This is a genomic window from Micromonospora tulbaghiae, from assembly GCF_900091605.1.
Lineage (GTDB): Bacteria > Actinomycetota > Actinomycetes > Mycobacteriales > Micromonosporaceae > Micromonospora > Micromonospora tulbaghiae.
The window spans coordinates 397,819-414,678 of sequence record NZ_FMCQ01000003.1 but is presented as its reverse complement, the minus strand read 5'-3'; the positions used below and the strand labels follow the sequence as shown (position 1 = coordinate 414,678).

Here is a 16,860-nt window from a genome sequence, read left to right as displayed (position 1 = left end):
GTCAGAGGACCCGGGTCACCCAGCCGTGGGGGTCGGCGGCGCGGCCGCGCTGGATGTCCACCAGCGTCTGGCGCAGGGCCATGGTGGTCCGGCCCGGCTCGCCCCCGCCGATGAGGAACTCGCCGTCCGGGAAGCGCACGCCGCCGATCGGGGTGATCACGGCGGCGGTGCCGCACGCGAACACCTCGCGCAGCCGCCCGCTCGCCGCGTCCGCCTGCCAGTCGGCGAAGCTGACCGGCCCCTCCCGCACCTCGTGCCCGGCCTCGGCGGCCAGCGCGAGGATCGCGTCGCGGGTGATGCCCGGCAGGATCGTGCCGCCCAGCGGCGGGGTGACGATGCTGCCGTCGTCGTAGACGAAGAAGACGTTCATGCCGCCCAGCTCGTCGACGTACCGCCGCTGCACCGCGTCCAGGAACACCACCTGGTCGCACCCGGCCTCGATCGCCTCGGCCTGGGCCGCCAGCGAGGCGGCGTAGTTGCCGCCGCACTTGGCCGCGCCGGTGCCGCCGGGTGCGGCCCGGGTGTAGTCCGGCGAGACCCACACCGTCACCGGCTTCACGCCACCGGCGAAGTACGCGCCGGCCGGCGAGGCGATCACGCAGTAGAGGTACTCGTTCGCCGGCCGGACACCGAGGAAGACCTCGCTGGCGAACATGAACGGACGCAGGTAGAGGCTGGCGTCCTCGTGCTCGGGGATCCACGCCTGGTCGATCTCGACCAGGCTGCGCAGCGACTCCACGAACGTCTGCTCCGGCAGCTCCGGCATCGCCAGCCGGCGGGCGGACGCGTTGAACCGGGCCGCGTTGGCCTCCGGGCGGAACATCGTCACCGCGTCACCGGTGCGGTACGCCTTCAGTCCTTCGAAGATCTCCTGCGCGTAGTGCAGCACCGCCGCGGCCGGGTCCATCGGGATCGGCGCCCGCGCCTCCAGGCGGGCGTCGTACCAGCCCTTGCCCTCGGCGTAGCGGATGGTGACCATGTGATCGGTGAACACCCGGCCGAAGCCCGGGTTCGCCAGCAGGGCGGCCCGGTCGGCGGCGGATACCGGCGCGGGATTCGGACGGATCTCGAAATCGAGCATGTCACCACCGCTCATCGCGCTGACCTCCCTGCGGGTTGACGGCATGCGGGATCGCACGCCGACGTCACTGGTGCCAGAAACTTACCCCGAACGGTCGTTCAGCGGATAGCTCCGCCCCGGCGGATGCGACGCGCCGGACGGTCGGGTGGGCCCGGTGACGGGTCTGGCGGCCCGGTACCGGGCCGCCAGGAAGGTCGGCCCGGTCAGGCTACGGAGAGCGCGGCGAGCCGGTCGCCGACTTCCTCGGTGCGCAGCGGCGCCCCCGGCGTACGCCCGGCCAGCTCGGTGCCGACCGCGGCGGTGACCCGGGCGGCGGCGTCGGGGTGGCCGAGCTGGTCCAGCAGCAGCGCGGCGGACAGCACGGCGGCGACCGGGTCGGCGACGCCCTGGCCGGCGATGTCCGGCGCCGAGCCGTGCACCGGCTCGAACATCGACGGGTAGCGCCCCTCGGGGTTGATGCAGCCGCTGGCCGCCAGCCCGATGCCACCGGTCACGGCGGCGGCGATGTCGGTGAGGATGTCGCCGAAGAGGTTGTCGGTGACCACCACGTCGTACCGCGACGGGTTCGTCACCAGGAACATCGCGGCTGCGTCGATGTGCTGGTATTCCGTGGTCACGTCCGGGTGCTCGGCGGCCACCGCGGCGAAGGCGCGCGCCCAGAGCGACCCGGCGTGGGTGAGCACGTTGGTCTTGTGCACGAGCGTGACCTTGCGCCGCTCCCGGCGGGCGGCGCGGGCGAACGCGTCGCGGATCACCCGCTCGACGCCGTGCCGGGTGTTCAGGCTCTCCTCGGTGGCCACCTCGGCCGGGGTGTCCCGGTGCAGCGCGCCGCCGGCGCCCGCGTACAGCCCTTCGGTGCCCTCACGGACCACCACGAGGTCGACCTCGCCGGGCTTGACCGCGGCCAGCGGACCGGCCACACCGGGCCAGAGCCGGGACGGGCGCAGGTTGACGTACTGGTCGAAGGCGAACCGGAGCTTGAGCAGCAGACCGCGCTCCAGCACACCCGGCGGCACGGTCGGGTCGCCCACCGCGCCGAGCAGGATGGCGTCGTGATTGGCCAGCTCGTCGAGGACGGAGTCGGGCAGCACCTCACCGGTACGGTGATAGCGCGCCGCGCCCAGGTCGTACTCGGTGGCCTCGATGCCGGGCACCACCGCGTCGAGGACCTTGCGGGCCTGCGCGACCACCTCGGGTCCGATGCCGTCGCCGGCCACCACCGCGATGTGTGCCACCTGAGGCTCCTCGTCTCGTCGTTAGGCGCAACCGTACGTCGCCGTCCCGGCCCCCGGTACGAATCTTCCAACATCCGGGACGGTGAATCACAGGAGGCTCCCAGCCGACACTCATGGTGCGGTCATCTCCACTGCTTAGGGTCGGGGTCACGGGCCGACGGGGGCCCGGAATCCGGCACCGCCGCGACGCGGCGGCGACCATCGAGGGGGCAGGTGTCATGCGGATCGAGCACCGGCGGACCCACTGGGCGGACGAACAGCCACGTACCCGCTGGGTCGACCAGTCCGCGTTCCGCCCGGCCCGCCTGGACCTGCATCTGGGTGCCACGAACCACCGCGTCGAGCGGTCCGGCGCCGCCGCGTCCGGCCGGATCAGCGTCCGCCACACCGTCACCACCTCGACCGCCGACTACACCATGCTGCTCAACGCGCCGGAGTGGTTCGGCCACCGGGCCGTGAGCGAGGCGCTGCGCGACGCCGTCGCCGAGCTGCGCGCCGTCGACCTCACCTACGGCCCGAACCGGCCGGACAGCCTCGTCTCCCGGCTGCGCCGCGACGAGATCAGCCCCGACTCGTACCCCCCGCTGGCCGACCTGATCGACCTCTGCGCCGCGATGCGTGCGGCCACCGACGGCTGGTTCGACGCCTGGGCCGTGCCCGGCGGCTTCGACCCGGGCGGCCTGCTCGGTGGCTGGGCGGTGGAGCGGGCCGCGGCGCGGTTGCGCGCCGCCGGCATCCACGACTACGCCGTGCTCAGCGGCGCCGACCTGACGGTACGCGGACACGCGGCGCACGGCGGGCCGTGGCGCGTCGCGGTGCACCATCCCACCGAAACCCGCCGGACACCGGTGGTGCTGGAGATGACGACGGGCGCGGTCGGTACCTCCGGCGTCACCGGCCGGCGGGGACACGTCGTCGACCCGCACACCGGCGAGCCGACCGACCGGCTGGTGGCCGCCACCGTGCTCGGCCCGAACCTCGCAGTCGCCGACGCCTACGCCACCGCCCTGTACGCCGCCGGACCGGCGGGGCTGGCCTGGTTCCGCCACGACGCGGACTACCGCCCCCTGTTCGCGCACCACCGGCGCTGACCTGCTGCTCGGCGCGGAGCGCGATCGGCCCCCACGGTCTCGGCAACGACCGTGAGGGCCGGTCAGCGACGAGTGCGCGTGGCTCGCGCAATCGAGGGGTGCGGGCCGAGGGGCCGGGCGCCCGACCGCGCCACCCGAAGACGGGCCGGGGATCGACTCAGCGGAAACCGCACCGGTACGCTAGCGAATCGACGCAACTCGACGCAAGAGTCTCCACAGCGGACGCCGGGTGAACGATGTCGGCAATCAGCGGTGAACGCACGGTGGGGCAGAGGTGACGGGCCGGGCCCGGGATGGCACGCTGTCCGCCGTGAGTTTCGATCTGAGCGTGTGGGCCCTGCCGAACGGGGCGACACCGGAGCAGGTACGGGCGGCCGTGCAGCAGTGCCGCGACGGCTGGCACGGCAAGCAGCACCCCGACCCGCGACTCGTCGCCTTCTACCGGGCGATCACGGCGAGCTACCCGGACCGCCCGGCCCGGCCCGGTACGCCGTGGGAGGTGGCGCCGCTGCACACGGCCGCCGACCACATCGAGATGAACCTGTATCCGGCCTGCCCGGACCAGGTCCTGCTGGACATCGAGCGGCTGGCCGGCGAGCACGACCTGATGCTCTTCGACGCGCAGGACGGCTCGGTCTACCCGCCACCGGCCCGCGTCCGTTCCTGACCCACCGGGACGACGAAGGGCCCGGCCGCATCCGGCCGGGCCCCGATGTGTCCTGTTCGGACTACACGTCGCGCAGGTCGGCCGCGCTGGCCGCGACCGCGCCGATCGAGTCGGCGGCGGAGGTCAGCAGGTCGGCGCCGAGCGCCTGGTCGACGGTGAGCGTCATCAGCGTCTCGCCACCGGCCTCGCGGCGGGCCACCTGCATGGCGGCGATGTTGACGCCGGCCTCGCCGAGCAGCGTGCCGACGGTGCCGACCACGCCGGGCCGGTCGGCGTAGCGCAGGAAGACCAGGATGCCCTCCGCGCCGATCTCCACGTCGAAACCGTCCACCTCGGTCAGCTTGAACACGTCCCGGGTGCCGGTGTGCGCCACGGTGCCGGAGACGCGGACGGTGCGCCCGTCCGGCAGCGCCCCGCGCACGGTCACCAGGTTCGGGTGGTCGACGCTCTCGCCCGGCGTGGCGAGCGTGACCTCGACGCCCCGCTCGGCGGCCAGGTGCGGCGCGTTGACGTAGGTGACCTGCTCCTCCACCACGGAGCTGAACAGGCCCTTGGTCGCGGCGAGCTTGAGCACCGACACGTCGTGGGCGGCGATCTCACCGCGCACCTCGACGGTGACGCTGGCGGCCACCCCGCCGGCCAGGGCGGTGAACGCCCGACCCAGCCGCTCGGCCAGCGGCAGCAGCGGGCGGACGTCCTCGGCGACCACGCCGCCGGCCTGCACGTTCACCGCGTCCGGGACGAACTCGCCCTGGAGCGCGAGCTTGACGCTCTTGGCCACCGCGAGACCGGCCTTGTCCTGCGCCTCGTTGGTGGAGGCGCCCAGGTGCGGGGTGGCCACCACGTTGTCGAAGGCGAACAGCGGCGAGGAGGTGCACGGCTCCTTGGCGTACACGTCGACGCCGGCGCCGGCGACCCTGCCCTCCGCGATCGCGTCGGCGAGCGCCTGCTCGTCGACCAGACCGCCGCGGGCGGCGTTGACGATCCGGACGCCCGGCTTGACGATCGCCAGCTCCTTCTCGCCGATCAGGCCGACCGTCTCCGGCGTCTTCGGCAGGTGGATCGAGATGAAGTCGCTCTCCCGCAGCAGCTCCTCCAGCCCGACCAGGCGGACGCCGAGCTGCGCGGCGCGGGCCGGCTGGATGTACGGGTCGTACGCGATCAGCCGGGTGCCGAACGCGGCGATGCGCTGCGCGAAGAGCACGCCGATGCGGCCGAGGCCGACCACGCCCACGGTCTTGCCCTGGATCTCGACGCCGGTGTACTTGGACCGCTTCCACTCCCCCGCCTTGAGCGCGGCGCTGGCGCTGGCGGTGTTGCGGGCGACCGCGAGCAGCAGCGCGACGGCCTGCTCGGCGGCGGAGACGATGTTCGAGGTGGGCGCGTTGACGACCATGACGCCACGCGCGGTGGCGGCCGGCACCTCGACGTTGTCCAGGCCGACGCCGGCCCGGGCGACCACCTTCAGCCGCGGCGCGGCGGCGATCGCCTCGGCGTCGATCTGGGTGGCGCTGCGTACGATCACCGCGTCGGCCTCGGAGAGGGCGGAGAGCAGAGCGGGGCGGTCGGTGCCGTCCACGTGGCGCACGTCGAAGTCGTGCGCGAGCACCTCAATGGCGGCGGGGGCGAGTTCTTCGGCGATCAGTACGACAGGATTCATCGGTCCTCGTAGACGCTCGGTAATGGTTCGGCCTGGGGCGCCGGGACGCCGCGCTGCGCCCTGCGCCGATCCGTGCCACGGCCGTCGGGTGCGCTCGGGCACCACACCAAGGATGGTAGGGGGCCGCCCGCCCGGCGTGTCCCGGACTGCGGGGTGAGGGCCCTCACACAGGCCCGTCGCACGCCTGTCATCCCCCGTTCACCGGGGGCGGTACGGGACGAGGCGTTACTCACCGTGTCCCAGGACGTGAACGGACTGCGGCCCGCGGCCCGACGCCGGGGAGAGCGTCGGGTCGCGGGCCGCACTTGGGGAGGCTCAGGCGGTCTCGGTGATCGGCCGGTCGACCCAGCTCATCATGGCCCGCAGCTTCTGCCCGGTCTCCTCGATCGGGTGCGCCGCGCCCTCGGCCCGCCACTTGGCGAAGTTCGGCCGGCCGGCCTCGTCCTCGGCCACCCACTCGCGGGCGAACTCGCCGGACTGGATCTCGCCGAGGATCTTGCGCATCTCCTCCTTGACCCGCGAGTCGATGACGCGCGGGCCGCGGGACAGGTCGCCGTACTCGGCGGTGTCGGAGATGCTGTAGCGCATCCGGGCGATGCCGCCCTCGTACATCAGGTCGACGATGAGCTTCAGCTCGTGCAGGCACTCGAAGTAGGCCACCTCGGGCGCGTAGCCGGCCTCGGTGAGCACCTCGAAACCGGTCTGCACCAGCGCCGCCGCGCCACCGCACAGCACCGCCTGCTCGCCGAACAGGTCGGTCTCGGTCTCCTCGGTGAACGTGGTCCGGATCGCGCCGGCCCGGGTGCCGCCGATCGCCTTGGCGTAGGCCAGGGCCAGGCCGAACGCGTTGCCGCTGGGGTCCTGCTCGACCGCGACCAGGCAGGGCACGCCCTTGCCGTCGACGTACTGGCGCCGGACCAGGTGACCGGGGCCCTTCGGGGCGACCATCGCCACGTCCACGTCGGCCGGGGGCTTGATCAGGCCGTACCGGATGTTGAAGCCGTGCCCGAAGAACAGCGCCTTGCCCGCGGTCAGGTTCGGCGCGATGGCCTCGGCGTAGAGACCACGCTGCGCCGTGTCCGGCGCCAGGATCATGATCACGTCGGCCTCGGCCGCCGCCTCGGCGGGCGTGAGCACCCGCAGGCCCTGCTCCTCGGCCTTCGGCCGGCTCTTCGACCCGGCGGGCAGACCGATCACCACGTCGACGCCGGAGTCGCGCAGCGACAGCGCGTGCGCGTGGCCCTGGCTGCCGTACCCGATCACGGCGACCTTGCGGCCCTGGATCAGGCCCAGGTCGGCGTCGTCGTCGTAGAACACCTCAACGCTCATTGACTTCCCTTTCGTACGGCGGTGCCCGTCGGCCCGTCGAAAAACTTGTGGGTACGGATCAGGCGGCGCGCAGGGCCGGGCCGGCGGTGATGGCCCGCGAACCACGCCCGATGGCCACGGTGCCGGACTGGACCATCTCCTTGATGCCGAACGGCTCCAGGTCGCGCAGCAGCGCGTCGAGCTTGTCCGGCGTGCCGGTGGCCTCGATGGTCAGCGTGTCCGGCGCGACGTCGACCACCCGGGCGCGGAACAGGCCGACCGTCTCCAGCACCTGGGCGCGGGCCGCGCGGTCCGCGCGGACCTTGACCAGCAGCAGCTCGCGCGCCACCGACACCTGCGGGTCCAGCTCCACGATCTTGAGTACGTTGACCAGCTTGTTGAGCTGCTTGGTCACCTGCTCCAGCGGCGAGGACTCGGCGTTGACCACGATGGTGATGCGGGAGACGTCCGGGTTCTCGGTCTCGCCCACGGCGAGGCTGTCGATGTTGAACCCGCGCCGGGAGAACAGCCCGGACACCCGGGCGAGGACACCCGGCTTGTTCTCCACCAGCACGGACAGCGTGTGCATAGTCATTAGAGTTCGTCCTCGTCGAACGCGGGGCGCACACCCCTGGCGAACATGATCTCGTCGTTGCTGGTGCCGGCGGCGACCATCGGCCAGACCATCGCGTCCTTGCCGACCACGAAGTCGACGACCACCGGCGCGTCGTTGATCGCCATGGCCGCCTCGATGGTCTTGTCCACGTCGGCGGCGTTCTCGCAGCGCAGTCCGACGCAGCCGAGCGCCTCGGCGAGCTTGACGAAGTCCGGGATGCGGTGCTTGTGCGTGCCCAGCTCGGTGTTGGAGTAGCGCTCCCCGTAGAACAGCGTCTGCCACTGCCGGACCATGCCGAGGTTGCCGTTGTTGATCACGGCGACCTTGATCGGGATACCCTCCAGCGCGCAGGTGGCCAGCTCCTGGTTGGTCATCTGGAAGCAGCCGTCGCCGTCGACCGCCCACACCGTGGTGTCCGGCTTGCCGACCTTGGCGCCCATCGCGGCCGGGACGGCGTAACCCATGGTGCCCAGGCCACCGGAGTTGAGCCAGGTGTGCGGCTTCTCGTACGAGATGAACTGGCTGGCCCACATCTGGTGCTGGCCGACGCCCGCCACGTAGACCGCGTCCGGGCCGGCGATCTCGCCCAGCCGCTTGATCACGTACTGCGGGGAGAGCGTGCCGTCGGCCGGCTCCTCGAAGCCGAGCGGGTAGCGCTCGCGCAGGTCGTCGAGCTGGGCCCACCAGTCGGTCAGGTCCACCGACGGGTGCGCGGCCTGCTCGGCGGTGACGGCCGCGATCAGCTCGTCGATCACGTGCCGCGCGTCACCCACGATCGGGACGTCGGCGTGCCGGTTCTTGCCGATCTCGGCCGGGTCGATGTCGGCGTGCACCACTGTCGCGTCGGGCGCGAACGAGTCGAGCTTGCCGGTCACCCGGTCGTCGAAGCGGGCGCCCAGCGCCACGATCAGGTCGGCCTTCTGCAGGCCGTAGACCGCGGCGACGGTGCCGTGCATGCCGGGCATGCCCAGGTGCTGGCGGTGCGAGTCGGGGAACGCGCCCAGCGCCATCAGCGTGGTGACCACCGGGATGCCGGTCTGCTCGGCCAGCTTGCGCAGCCCCTCGGTGGCGCCGGCCTTGAGCACGCCGCCGCCGACGTAGAGGACCGGACGGCGGGCCGAGGTCATCAGCCGGGCCGCCTCGCGGATCTGCTTGCCGTGCGGGTGCAGCGTGGGCCGGTAGCCGGGCAGGTCGAGCGTGGGCGGCCAGGAGAAGGTGGCCGGCGCCTGGAGCACGTCCTTCGGGATGTCGACCAGCACCGGGCCGGGCCGACCGGTCGCCGCCAGGTGGAACGCCTCGGCCAGCACGCGCGGGATCTCGTCGGCGGTCTGCACCAGGAAGTTGTGCTTCGTGATGGGCAGCGTGATGCCCTGGATGTCCGCCTCTTGGAAGGCGTCGGTGCCGATCGACGGCCGGGCCACCTGCCCGGTGATCGCCACCATCGGGACCGAGTCCATGTACGCGTCCGCGATCGGGGTCACCAGGTTCGTCGCGCCCGGCCCGGAGGTGGCGATGCAGACGCCGACCCGGCCGGTCGCCTGCGCGTAACCGGTGGCCGCGTGCCCGGCGCCCTGCTCGTGCCGGACCAGGATGTGCCGGACGGTGGAGTCGTAGAGCGGGTCGTAGGCGGGCAGGATCGCGCCGCCCGGAATGCCGAAGACCACGTCGACGCCGAGCGCCTCGAGCGACCGCACGAGCGAACCGGCGCCCGAGACCTGCGCGGTGGCGGGCTCCCGTACGGGCGTCTCGGTGGTGGTGGCCGCCGCGGCGGTACGGCCGGGGCGGGCGGCGGGGTCGGAGTCACCGGCCGCGCCGGTGCCGGAACGGGCACGGCGGGCGGAGTGGGCGAGGGTCTCTGGCGTGGGTCTCGTCATGGCGGTTCAAGCCTTCGGAAGTGAGTGGGTGACGCGCTTCTCAGGATGGGACGGGGAGGTCCCGGCGATGGTCCGACGGCAACAAAAAAGCCCACGTGCAGGATGCACGGGGCCAGCGCACTCTCGGTGGGAGAGTGCGCTCAGGTAAGTACTCGCGGCGACCGGTTCGACGACATGCGGCTAAGCCTGACGCATCTCACGCGATGAGTCAACTGATCCCACATTTTGGTTCACGGACGTGGGCGTGTCGGTCACCGGCAACCCCTCCACACCCGGCGCCACCTGCGAAGATCCCTCCATCGGGGGACGCTGGGCGGGCACCGCGGCGGGCGGATTGTTGCGCAGCCGGGGCAGCAGCGGCGACGGGGCGCGCGTCGGCGCGGGCGGGGGCGCCGGCGGCATCGCGGTGTGCCGGTTGCCGGGCGCCGTCGCCGCCTCCAGCATCGCCTCCAGGTGCTCGGCCGGTACGCCCCAGCCGAACAGCGCGCCCTGGCCGAACCGGCACCCGGCGGCCACCACGGCGGCCAGCTCGGTCGGGTTGGTGACGCCCTCGGCGATCACCTCCAGCCCGAGCTGGTGACCCAGGCGCATGACGATGTCGACCATCGGGGCGAACGCCGGGCCGTCCCGACCGACCGGCCGCACCGGCTCGTGCTCGGCGACCAGACTGTGGTCGATCTTGAGAATGTCGATCGGCAGCCGCCGGAGCTGGCCGAGGGACGAGTAGCCGGCGCCGAAGTCGTCAAGCGCGATCCGGACGCCGGTCAGCCGCAGCGCGGTGAGCCGCCGGATCAGCTCGTCCAGGTCGGTGGCGACCGCGTGCTCGGTCACCTCCAGCACCAGCCGCTGCGGCGGCACGTGGTGCGCGCGCAGCGCGTCGGCGACCTGGACCACGTACTCCGGAGCGTGCAGCTCTCGCGGCGAGACGTTCACCGACACCCAGACGTCGTGCCCGTCGGCCAGCCAGCGGGAGAGCTGGTAGCAGGCCTGGTGCAGCACCCACGCGCCGAGCTTGGCGATCATCCCGCACTCCTCGGCGAGCGGGATGAACTCGTCCGGCCGGACGTTGCCCAGCTCCGGGTGCCGCCAGCGCAGCAGCGCCTCCGCGCCGACCGGCCGCACCGACGGCAGCGAGGCCACCGGCTGGAAGACCAGCCGCAGCTCGTCCCGCTCGATCGCGCCGCGCAGCTCGTGCTCCATCCGGGTACGCCGGCTCAGCAACTGGTCGTACGTGGCGTCGTAGCGCTCGATGCGGTTCTTGCCCCGCTGCTTGGCGTACCGCAGCGCCAGGTCGGCGTAGCGCAGCAGCAGCTCGACGTCCTGTTCACCGTGCCCGGCGGCCACTCCGATGCTCACCGACAGGAAGACCGGCCCGTCCCCCTGCTCGTACGGCCGGCCGAGCACCCCGAGCAGGCGGTCGGCGACCGGACCGGGGTCGGCCGCCCCGTGCATCAGCACCGCGAACTCGTCGCCGCCGAGCCGGGCGGCCAGGTCACCCGGGCGCAGGTTGCCCCGCAGCCGCCGCCCCACCTCGACCAGCACCGCGTCGCCGACGTCGTGCCCGCGCATGTCGTTGACGTTCTTGAAGCCGTCGAGGTCGAGCCCGAGCAGCACGCACGGCACGCCCGCCTCGGCACTGCGGTGCAGGGCACGCAGCAGTCCGCGCCGGTTCGCCAGCCCGGTCAGCGGGTCGGTGTGCGCCAGCTCGCGGAAGTGCGCCTCCCGCTCGGCGAGCCGGACGGCGTAGCCGCGCACGTCGTTGAGGGCCAGGTACTGCCGGGTCACCAGGGCGAACCCCTCGACGGTGCCGGCCACGATGGCGTACCCGTCGAACCCGCCGCCCTGCACCAGGTGGTACATCGCGGATGCCGCCATGGCGAACATCGGCACGAAGGCGTACTCGCCGTCGCGGCGGATGAAGTCGACGTCGAGCTGCGTCAGGTCGGCCCGGCGCCCGGCCACGGCGGTGGCCAGCAGACCGGCGGCGGTCAGCACCGCGCCGGTGACCACCATGCCCGGGCCGGCCTGGCAGAGCCCGGCGGACACGGCCAGCCCGCCGGCCGTCACCGCTATCGCGCCGGCGGCGAGCAGCGTCAGCCACCCGCGCGGCGGCGCGACCCGCAGCACGACGATCATCGTGAGCCCGGTGGTGAGCGCCGCGCTGACGGTGGCCAGCACGATCGGCAGGCAGGCGACCGGGGTGGCGTCGCCGAGCAGCCGGGTCGGCTCGCTGAACGCCACCCAGCCGACGAACCAGAGCGCGCTGCCCATGATCAGGCCGTCGAGCAGCAGCCGGGCGGTGGCGGCCCGGGTCGCGGCGGCGCCGGGCAGCCGCAGGACGGCGGCGCCGAGGCCGAGCGCCGCGAGCGTCGTACCGACGGAGACGAGGACCGCCCACCCGGTCCGCTGGCCCTGCCGGTGCGCCCAGTGGTCGCCGGCTGCCAGCAGTCCGCCGAGACCGACCAGGAGGCTGAACAGGGCGGCACCGGCGGCGACCGCGAGCAGCAGGTGGGCCGGCCGGCGGGGGCCGGTGCGGCGCCGCACCGACGCGGCGAGCAGCACTGCGGCACCGGCCGCGGCGATCCCGCTCAACACCGCGACGGTGACCATCCCCGGGGACGACTGCACGCGTCAACTCTGCCGGATGAGCGCCTCCCGTGGGGCACCGGGTGTGCAACTGTTGGGACACAGGGTGCGGGCCGGAGGATCGCCGCGCGGATGGTGTCAGACTGGTTGTCATGCCTGAGCTGCGGTCGAGGACCTCCACCCACGGTCGGACGATGGCCGGCGCCCGTGCCCTGTGGCGGGCCACCGGGATGACCGACGACGACTTCGGCAAGCCGATCGTCGCCATCGCGAACAGTTTCACCCAGTTCGTACCCGGTCACGTCCACCTCAAGGACCTCGGTGGCCTGGTCGCCGACGCGGTGGCCGAGGCCGGCGGCGTCGGCCGGGAGTTCAACACGATCGCCGTGGACGACGGCATCGCCATGGGCCACGGCGGCATGCTCTACTCCCTGCCCAGCCGGGAGCTGATCGCCGACGCGGTGGAGTACATGGTCAACGCGCACTGCGCGGACGCCCTGGTCTGCATCTCCAACTGCGACAAGATCACCCCGGGCATGCTGCTGGCCGCGCTGCGGCTCAACATCCCGACCGTCTTCGTCTCCGGCGGCCCGATGGAGGCCGGCAAGACGGTGGCGATCGAGGGCGTCGTGCACTCCAAGATCGACCTGATCGACGCCATGATCGCCTCCTCGAACGAGGCGGTCACCGACGACCAGCTCGGCGAGATCGAGCGCTCCGCGTGCCCGACCTGCGGCTCCTGCTCCGGCATGTTCACCGCCAACTCGATGAACTGCCTCACCGAGGCCATCGGCCTGGCGCTGCCCGGCAACGGGTCGACGCTCGCCACCCACGCCGCGCGGCGGTCGCTGTTCGTCGAGGCCGGGCGCACCGTCGTCGAGATCGCCAAGCAGTGGTACGCCAACGACGACGCCTCGGTGCTGCCGCGCTCGATCGCCGGCCGGGAGGCGTTCGAGAACGCGGTCGCCCTCGACGTGGCGATGGGCGGCTCCACGAACACCGTGCTGCACCTGCTCGCCGCCGCCCGCGAGGCGGAGCTGGACTTCGGCGTCGCCGACATCGACGCGATCTCGCGCCGGGTGCCGTGCCTGGCCAAGGTCGCCCCGAACTCGCCGAACTACCACATGGAGGACGTGCACCGGGCCGGCGGCATCCCGGCCATCCTCGGTGAACTGGACCGCGCCGGGCTGCTGCACCGCGACGTGCGCGCGGTGCACTCCCCCAGCCTCGACAAGTGGCTGGCCGACTGGGACGTCCGGAGCGGCTCGGCCACGCGGGAGGCGGTCGAGCTGTTCCACGCCGCGCCGGGCGGGGTGCGCACCACCGAGCCGTTCTCCACCACCAACCGCTGGTCGTCGCTGGACACCGACGCGGCCGGCGGCTGCATCCGGGACCGGGAGAACGCGTACAGCGCGGACGGCGGCCTGGCCATCCTGCACGGCAACCTCGCGCCGGCCGGCTGCGTGGTGAAGACCGCCGGCGTGCCCGAGGAGTGCCTGACGTTCCGCGGCCCGGCCAAGGTCTACGAGTCGCAGGACGACGCGGTGACCGCGATCCTCGCCAAGGAGATCGTCGCCGGGGACGTGGTGGTGATCCGGTACGAGGGCCCGAAGGGCGGTCCCGGCATGCAGGAGATGCTCTACCCCACCTCGTTCCTCAAGGGCCGCGGGCTGGGCCGTTCCTGCGCACTGCTGACCGATGGCCGGTTCTCCGGCGGCACCTCCGGCCTGTCCATCGGGCACGTCTCCCCGGAGGCTGCCTCCGGCGGGCTGATCGCGCTGGTGCGAGACGGCGACGAGATCGTCATCGACATCCCGGGCCGGTCGATCGAGCTGAACGTGCCCGCCGACGAGCTGGAGGCACGCCGGGTGGCCGAGGAGAAGCGGGACCGCCCGTACACCCCGGTCGACCGGCAGCGTCCGGTGTCGGCGGCGCTGCGCGCGTACGCGTCGATGGCGACCTCGGCCAGCGACGGCGCCTACCGCCGCGTCCCGGAGTGAGCAGCGCGGGGCCCTGCTACGGGGCCCCGCGCGTCGCCCGCCGCCGGTAGGGTCCGGCGGCGTGGAGACGACGGTGAGCTACGCGCGACTCGTAAGGCCGGCGATCGACCGGGTCTACGTGGGTGCCCGCTGGGGAGCCCGCGCCCGGATGGAGGCGTTCTACGCCGAGCGGGGCTGCACACTCGGCGCGGAGAACAGCTTCTTCTCCGGTGTGCTGGCCCGGCCGATCCCGGCCGAGGCGCTGGCCGACGGCCTGATCTACACCTCCGGAAGCATGGACGAGGAGCTGGAGCAGGGCATCGTCGTCCGGGACGCCGAGGGCGCCTGGCACCTCACCGACCTCGGCCGCGAGCTGACACTGTTCGCCCAGCGGGCCACCGGCGAGGCCGCCGAGGAACTGTGGACCATGCTGCCCGACGCGCTGCCCGGTCTGAGCGTCGTGCCCCGCCTCGCCGACCTGGTCGGCCGGGTGCTGACGCACGCGCAGGCCACCGGCGGGCCGGCGTTCCGGGCGATGTCCCCGCCGTACGAGCCGGAGGGCGCCTCCCCGGCGCTGCTGCTCGTCACCCGGCTGGGCTCGCTGCGCCACCACCGCGCGGACGCGCACCGGGCCGCGTGGCGGGCCGCCGGGCTGACCGCCGACGAGATCCGCGCGCTGCCGGACGGCCCGGAACGCACGGCGATCGAGGCGGACACCGACCGCCGCGACGAACCGGCGTACGCGGTGCTCACCGAGGCCGAGCGGTGGGAACTGCTGGCCGGTCTCGCCGCCCTGCCCAACTAGCGCTCTCGGCCCTCACAACCGTCGGGTGGAACATCATGGGTGTCAAACGGTGCCGTAGACACCCATGACGTTCCACTCACGGCGCAGCGGCGCGTCAGGACTGGGCCGGGTCCTCCCCGGCCGGGGCGGTGCCGTCTGTCGGCAGGCCGAACTCCGCCGGTGAGTTCTCGTCGGTGCCGTCCAGGTCCGCGTGCGGCTCGTCCGGGGTGACGTCGTCGGGGTCGGCGCCTCCGGCGTGCAGTTCGGAAAGCTCAACCGGATCAGTCATGCCGTGCTGGTACCCGCCCGGCGCCGCCCGAACCGCTCGGCCGCGGGCCGTCGAGCGACGCCGCGACTGTCCGTCAGGGCCGAACATTCTTCAAGTCGTCGAGCAGGCCCGGCCGGGCCGGGGTCCAGCCGGCCGCCCCCACTACGGGCGGATCGGCGGCATCACTCGCCGGAGCTGTCCGAGGAACCAGATCCGCCGGGCGTTCCCTGGGTGTCGAACTCGGGGCTGTCCTGGGAGGAGATGGCGGTGGAGACGAGGCTGGAGGCGACCGGCTGTACGGGGATCACGTCCTCCGGCGTACGCAACCGGGGCGGCGCGGGCATCCACGGCTTGAGGTTCTGGATGATCTGCTCGTAGAAGCCGTCGACGGCGTGCAGCACGGAGTCGATGAAGGCACCACGGCCGCTGCCACGCTTGGTTCCCGCGGCCGTGCTCTGGGCGATGCGGAATGCCCGCAGTTCGCGCGTGGGATCGCTGATGAGCGTCGTCGGCTCGGCGCGGACCTGGCGGAGGAGATCCGTGGCGCCGCCGCCTCGGGCGTGCATGGCGAATGCCTCGATCCGGACTGTGTCCGGGGCGTCCTTCAGTTGACGGACCAGCCAGTTCACCCGCGTGGTCGGTCGGCCAGACCGTGGGGCGTCGACATCGACATGGCAGACGATCTGCCCTGCCCGCAGGTCGGCCGTGACGTGAAGGTGGCCGACCGCACCCGGGATCCGGATGCTGCCGGTCAGGGTGCCGGCACTGGCGAGTTGGTTGGCGAGCGACTGGGTGCGCGCGGCCGGATCGGCGAGGTCGCGGCGGCTCAGCGCGGGAGTCACGTCGGTGCCGAGCTGTCGACCGAGTCGGAGGCATGCGTAACGGATCAGGGCGTCGAAGCGTCCGGCGACCTGCGCTGCCGCACCGTCGCCCGTCCGTAGTGTCCCGGCCGACACCCCATCCCGAACCTGCACCCACGCCGGCCCCATGTCGCTGAACTCAAGAGCGCCCGAGCGCGGGTGTTCGAGGTATCGGATCAGCTCGCCCAGAACCCATGCCTGATCCGGGTCTGCGACGCCGCGGTACTCCTTCTGGATCACCGCCTGGGTGAGGATCTCCGTCCAGGGCAGGTGGTACAGGGCGACCTTGCGTAGTTTTCGCCGATCGACGGTCGTCGGGTGCTGGCCCGGGACGGGGGCTATCTCGTTGGAGATCGTGATGAGGGCGTCGAATCCCTGTTCCCGTGCGATGTCCAGATAGGCCTCCAACTGCTCGGACCGCAGCGGGTTGCTGCCGGTCTTCACCTCCAGGAGTGCGGTCCACTGGCGCTGCCCCCTGGTGACGCGGATGAGACCGTCCGGGAAGAGCTGCTGATTTCCGAGTTTGAAGGGAACCTCGATGAAGGTCTGCACCACTCCGGCCGGTGCGCCGACGGACTGGGTCAGGACACGTCCGAACTCCCGGACCGCGCTCATCACCGCCAGCAGGGCGGATGTCGCCCGGCGTTCCTGCTCGTCCGCGCCGTTGATCCCGGAAGTGGGAATCAGGCGGGCCGCGAGCCAGGTTTCCTCAGACATAAAGTGACTCCTCGTGAATGCGGTGGTACGAGAAGTTACTCGCGAGCCCGGCCGGAAAGCGGCGCGACAATTGGCGCGTACGACCGGAAAGAGCTGACCAGTCGGATGTCGAGCGATCCGTCCCGGTCGAAACC

13 protein-coding genes are annotated in these 16,860 nt (G+C 72.5%); 4 read left to right on the top strand and 9 right to left on the bottom strand.

Going from position 1 to position 16,860, the window contains the following annotated elements:
- Position 1: 1 nt before the first annotated feature.
- Together GA0070562_RS10840 and GA0070562_RS10835 are read right to left on the bottom strand one after the other, a co-directional pair.
- Positions 2-1,096 (bottom strand): branched-chain amino acid aminotransferase, encoded by a 1,095-nt coding sequence (locus GA0070562_RS10840; protein WP_091419369.1) that lies wholly within the window; start codon positions 1,094-1,096, stop codon positions 2-4.
- Positions 1,097-1,284: 188 nt separating this feature from the next.
- Entirely contained in the window at positions 1,285-2,316 is a 1,032-nt protein-coding gene (locus GA0070562_RS10835) for a 3-isopropylmalate dehydrogenase (protein ID WP_091419366.1), read from the bottom strand.
- Positions 2,317-2,534: 218 nt separating this feature from the next.
- Between GA0070562_RS10835 and GA0070562_RS10830 the strand changes: the two genes are divergently transcribed.
- Positions 2,535-3,407 (top strand): FAD:protein FMN transferase, encoded by an 873-nt coding sequence (locus tag GA0070562_RS10830; protein ID WP_091419363.1) that lies wholly within the window; start codon positions 2,535-2,537, stop codon positions 3,405-3,407.
- 310 nt (positions 3,408-3,717) lie between these two features.
- A complete protein-coding gene (locus GA0070562_RS10825) occupies positions 3,718-4,074 on the top strand; it encodes a hypothetical protein (protein WP_175438698.1) in 357 nt (118 codons plus the stop codon).
- A 61-nt stretch (positions 4,075-4,135) separates the two neighbouring features.
- Here the strand turns inward: GA0070562_RS10825 and serA are convergent, their stop codons facing one another.
- The 5 genes from serA to GA0070562_RS10800 all read right to left on the bottom strand — a co-directional run bounded on the left by serA (position 4,136) and on the right by GA0070562_RS10800 (position 12,160).
- Positions 4,136-5,734 (bottom strand): phosphoglycerate dehydrogenase, encoded by a 1,599-nt coding sequence (serA, locus tag GA0070562_RS10820; RefSeq protein ID WP_091419358.1) that lies wholly within the window; start codon positions 5,732-5,734, stop codon positions 4,136-4,138.
- Between the two features lie 315 nt (positions 5,735-6,049).
- Positions 6,050-7,063 (bottom strand): ketol-acid reductoisomerase, encoded by a 1,014-nt coding sequence (ilvC, locus tag GA0070562_RS10815; protein ID WP_091419355.1) that lies wholly within the window; start codon positions 7,061-7,063, stop codon positions 6,050-6,052.
- A gap of 58 nt (positions 7,064-7,121) precedes the next feature.
- On the bottom strand, positions 7,122-7,637 hold the full coding sequence (gene ilvN / locus GA0070562_RS10810) for an acetolactate synthase small subunit (RefSeq protein ID WP_013284504.1): 516 nt from the start codon (positions 7,635-7,637) through the stop codon (positions 7,122-7,124).
- On the bottom strand, positions 7,637-9,532 hold the full coding sequence (locus GA0070562_RS10805; RefSeq protein WP_091419353.1) for an acetolactate synthase large subunit: 1,896 nt from the start codon (positions 9,530-9,532) through the stop codon (positions 7,637-7,639). Before GA0070562_RS10805 ends, ilvN begins: the two co-directional genes overlap by 1 nt.
- A 180-nt stretch (positions 9,533-9,712) precedes the next feature.
- Positions 9,713-12,160 carry a putative bifunctional diguanylate cyclase/phosphodiesterase gene (locus GA0070562_RS10800; protein ID WP_091419351.1) on the bottom strand — a complete coding sequence of 816 codons (2,448 nt, stop codon included), beginning with the start codon at positions 12,158-12,160 and terminating at the stop codon, positions 9,713-9,715.
- 110 nt (positions 12,161-12,270) lie between these two features.
- Between GA0070562_RS10800 and ilvD the strand changes: the two genes are divergently transcribed.
- Positions 12,271-14,118, top strand: coding sequence for a dihydroxy-acid dehydratase (ilvD, locus tag GA0070562_RS10795; protein WP_091419348.1), 1,848 nt, complete (start codon positions 12,271-12,273; stop codon positions 14,116-14,118).
- A gap of 61 nt (positions 14,119-14,179) precedes the next feature.
- Entirely contained in the window at positions 14,180-14,902 is a 723-nt protein-coding gene (locus GA0070562_RS10790) for a hypothetical protein (protein ID WP_225853218.1), read from the top strand.
- Between the two features lie 94 nt (positions 14,903-14,996).
- On the opposite strand, the gene GA0070562_RS30225 is transcribed toward GA0070562_RS10790, so the two are convergent.
- Both GA0070562_RS30225 and GA0070562_RS10785 read right to left on the bottom strand, forming a co-directional pair.
- Positions 14,997-15,170 carry a hypothetical protein gene (locus tag GA0070562_RS30225; protein ID WP_175438697.1) on the bottom strand — a complete coding sequence of 58 codons (174 nt, stop codon included), beginning with the start codon at positions 15,168-15,170 and terminating at the stop codon, positions 14,997-14,999.
- Positions 15,171-15,331: 161 nt separating this feature from the next.
- Positions 15,332-16,726, bottom strand: coding sequence for a stress response protein (locus GA0070562_RS10785; RefSeq protein WP_091419345.1), 1,395 nt, complete (start codon positions 16,724-16,726; stop codon positions 15,332-15,334).
- Between the last annotated feature and the right edge of the window lie 134 nt (positions 16,727-16,860).

Coding starts and splice junctions, on each gene's coding strand:
- GA0070562_RS10840 (WP_091419369.1), bottom strand. CDS start 1,096: ATGAGCGGTGGTGACATGCTCGATTTCGAGATCCGTCCGAATCCCGCG.
- GA0070562_RS10830 (WP_091419363.1), top strand. CDS start 2,535: ATGCGGATCGAGCACCGGCGGACCCACTGGGCGGACGAACAGCCACGT.
- serA (WP_091419358.1), bottom strand. CDS start 5,734: ATGAATCCTGTCGTACTGATCGCCGAAGAACTCGCCCCCGCCGCCATT.
- ilvC (WP_091419355.1), bottom strand. CDS start 7,063: ATGAGCGTTGAGGTGTTCTACGACGACGACGCCGACCTGGGCCTGATC.
- ilvN (WP_013284504.1), bottom strand. CDS start 7,637: ATGACTATGCACACGCTGTCCGTGCTGGTGGAGAACAAGCCGGGTGTC.
- GA0070562_RS10805 (WP_091419353.1), bottom strand. CDS start 9,532: ATGACGAGACCCACGCCAGAGACCCTCGCCCACTCCGCCCGCCGTGCC.
- ilvD (WP_091419348.1), top strand. CDS start 12,271: ATGCCTGAGCTGCGGTCGAGGACCTCCACCCACGGTCGGACGATGGCC.
- GA0070562_RS30225 (WP_175438697.1), bottom strand. CDS start 15,170: ATGACTGATCCGGTTGAGCTTTCCGAACTGCACGCCGGAGGCGCCGAC.
- GA0070562_RS10785 (WP_091419345.1), bottom strand. CDS start 16,726: ATGTCTGAGGAAACCTGGCTCGCGGCCCGCCTGATTCCCACTTCCGGG.